At 55.9% G+C, this 3,157-nt stretch carries 2 protein-coding genes; both read left to right on the forward strand.

Annotated features, from left to right (window positions below; all coding sequences use genetic code 11):
* Positions 1–302: 302 nt before the first annotated feature.
* Positions 303–1,649 (forward strand): formate-dependent phosphoribosylglycinamide formyltransferase, encoded by a 1,347-nt coding sequence (gene purT / locus HMPREF3147_RS02365; RefSeq protein ID WP_070444205.1) that lies wholly within the window; start codon positions 303–305, stop codon positions 1,647–1,649.
* Positions 1,650–2,253: 604 nt separating this feature from the next.
* The coding region (locus HMPREF3147_RS12960; protein ID WP_070444207.1) for a VaFE repeat-containing surface-anchored protein at positions 2,254–3,157 on the forward strand (904 nt) is incomplete at its 3' end.

Raw genomic sequence — 3,157 nt, forward strand, 5'->3', positions numbered from 1 at the left:
ATTGGCCTTATCGCTGATGCTTGTGCGCCGGGTGGAGGTTCCTCTAACGGTTCCTCCAAGTAAGAGAGACACTGACGCATACCGAGGGCCAGTCGGCCCAAAGTGGCCGGCTGCCATATAGAAGGTCAGTCTAAAGACCAGGCCCCCTTTTCCACCGTTTCCCTGCGGTGGGGAGGGGGTCTCGGTGATCCTAGGGTTCGGGGCGGGGGCACTGGGCAGCCGGTGCCCGGTAGGAGTGGGATGGTGGGAATAGGGGGACGTCGCCAAGCAATGCAGTGCTAAAAGTATGCGATAATTCGAGAATGACTACCGTAGGCGACATCGCAGGCCAGATCGGAACCCCTCTGACAGGAAACGCCACCAAGGTGCTGCTCTTGGGAGCGGGTGAGCTGGGCAAGCAGTTGGTAATTGCCTTTCAGAACTTAGGGCTTGAGGTTCACGCCGTGGACCGCTACGCAGGAGCACCCGCGCAGCAGCTTGCGCACTTTAGCTACATTGCAGACATTAGGGACCCGTACAAGGTGTGGGAGCTGACTGAGAAGATCAAGCCAGACTACGTGGTCCCAGAGGTGGAAACCGTCGCGGTGGAGGCGCTGAAGCGTATTGAAGAGTTCGGCACAACCGTCGTGCCCTCGGCGCGGGCGTGTGAGCTGACACAGTGTCGGGAGAGCGTGCGTGAGGTAGCTGAAAGCATCGGCCTGCCCGTCACTGCCTATCGCTTTGCTGAGTCCGCTGAGGAGCTGCAAGAGGCAGTGGGGGAGTTGGGGCTGCCGTGCATCGTGAAGCCGGATATTACGACCTCCGGGAAGGGCCACATCCTTCTTAAAGAAGAAGAGGACGTGGAGGAGGCCTGGGCCATGGTGCGCCACGTGTCCTCGGAGTATAAGCGCGTAGTGGTGGAGCGCTTCGTTGACTTTGATTATGAGGTCACGCTGCTTGCTGTGCGTTCCATCGACCCGGCTACGGGCAAGATGGCGACGTGGTTTAGTGAGCCCATTGGTCACCGCCACGAGAAGGGGGATCTGGTGGAGTCCTGGCAGCCGATGGCTATGAGTGAGGACGCGCTGGCGAACGCACGCTCCGTTGCGGCGCGTATCTCCAATGAATTGGGAGGGCGCGGTGTCTACGGCGTGGAGCTCTTCGTCGCGGGCGATGAGGTGTATTTCTCATCGGTATCGCCGCGTCCTTTGGATACCGCCATGCTGACTGGGTATACGCAGCGTTTCTCTGAGTTTGAGCTACATGTCCGCGCGATTCTGGGCTTCCCCATTGACGTGACATTGGTCAGCCCCGGTGCTGCGGTCATCTTGCACGCGGACGCAGAGCTTGATGATGTCTCCTACTCTGGCCTCGATGCTGCCCTTGCCTATGAGGAAACGGACGTGCGTTTGTTTGGTAAGCCGTGGGCTTATGCCGGCCGCCGCATGGGCATGGTGGCCACGACTGCCGAAGACGTTGAGACCGCCCGCGACAGGGCAGCGCTGGCGGCGGGAAAAATTACTGTCGGCCCGAATGCCGATAGAACTGTCCATGCCGAGTCGCAGCCCGTGGAGCCGTCCGCCAATGCCGTCTCCGATATTGAGGTCATCGAGGTCCCGGAGCCGGTTGTCGATGTCGACCCGAAACTCATCCGCTCCACCGACGATTAAAGAAACAGTGACGTTATAAGTTAAGGGGAATGATACCCTGTGCCTTGGCAGGGGAGCGGGGTGCTAAATGTGATTGAAGTGGCCGTGTGTTACGCACGGCCACTTCTGCGCATTTCTGGGGGCTATTTGTCGGCAGGTTGGAGAGGTGTGCGGGGCATCTTCCGTGTGGGAAGTCGGTTGGCTCAGCACCGCCTTAAGGAAACGCTTATGCAAAAACTTAAGAAACCTTAAATGGAGAAATCTAAGAAAATCTGAGTTATGTGCCGTGTCAACATTTAGGCGAACGTATTGTCGAAAAACGGCCTGAAGGTCGAGCGCACAGCACGTTTTACCTGTCGAAATGTCGCCATATGAGGGTATGAGGAAAAGTTATGCAGCAATCAACTATCTTGCGACTAGCTGTGAGTGATGATAGTCTCCTGAGTGGACTATAAGAGTACGTGAGATTCTTAAGGAAAATCGCCGGTCAGGGTGTAAAAACCTACGTCCAGATTTCAGATCGTCTCAGCGGAAACTTACTGCTGTGCAGAACAACTTGTAGACATTCACATCATTCGAAGAGGAAACGATGAGTAAATTAAGGAATATTTCCAGAGAGGGGTGGATGGTCCTTACTGCTGTTTTCACGGCAATAGCAGTGATTGCGGCCATGGTCACCGTTCCCTGGACGAAGGCCGGTGCGGCTGAGCCGACCGACTTCGTGCCGAATGAGACGCTTAGCCCCCATCACGTGAAAGATGGCCGTGACACCACTTGGGGTCCACTGGTGTGGGCTGGTGTACCAGAGGGGAAGCCTAAAACTAATCAAACTGGCAATGACGTCGGTTGGGGCTGGTGCATTGATTTCACAACCCAAGATCCGGCGGCTGTAAATAGGAAATATCACAAGTCGACGGCGGGCGCGCTTCGCTTTGACGACCCGAAGTATCAGGACGCTGCGATTGGTATGGCGATGAAGCTTCGTGATGCCACTAAGGCGGGAGATAAGAGGCTTACTGCGAATTACAGCGTTTACTTGGCTGCCCTGGTCTCGGACGCTGGAGGTCGCGCAGAGGCTATTAAGGTGATTCGGGGGGATGGCGTTGCCTATCCTGATCGCTTTGAGGCTTTTACGGGCAGTGAGGACGAGTTTACTTCCCTCACAGGCCTCCGGATCATAAGTGACTCTGGTAAATATGATGATCTTGATACTTGGTTTAAAGTTGACCCGTCGGTGACTATTGACCGTCAGCCGGCTGATGCCTTTATCACCATTGTTGGTCCGGACGGCAACTGGCGTATTCGCAAAGGTTTTGGTCAGCGAGTAGTTCCTGTTGACCAGCCGGGTCTGCCTGGTGGGGTAAAGATTTCCACGAAGGCCAATTTTGCTGAGGGTTCGACTCAGGTTGTTGCTGGTGCAAAGGTTGAGGACACGGTGACCTATGAGGGTCTGGTTCCGGGTAAGGAATACACCCTTAACGCTGAGCTGATCTCTAAGGCTGATGGCAAGACCGTTCTGGGTGAGGGTG

This window comes from Corynebacterium sp. HMSC05D03 (genome assembly GCF_001807205.1).
GTDB lineage: Bacteria > Actinomycetota > Actinomycetes > Mycobacteriales > Mycobacteriaceae > Corynebacterium > Corynebacterium aurimucosum.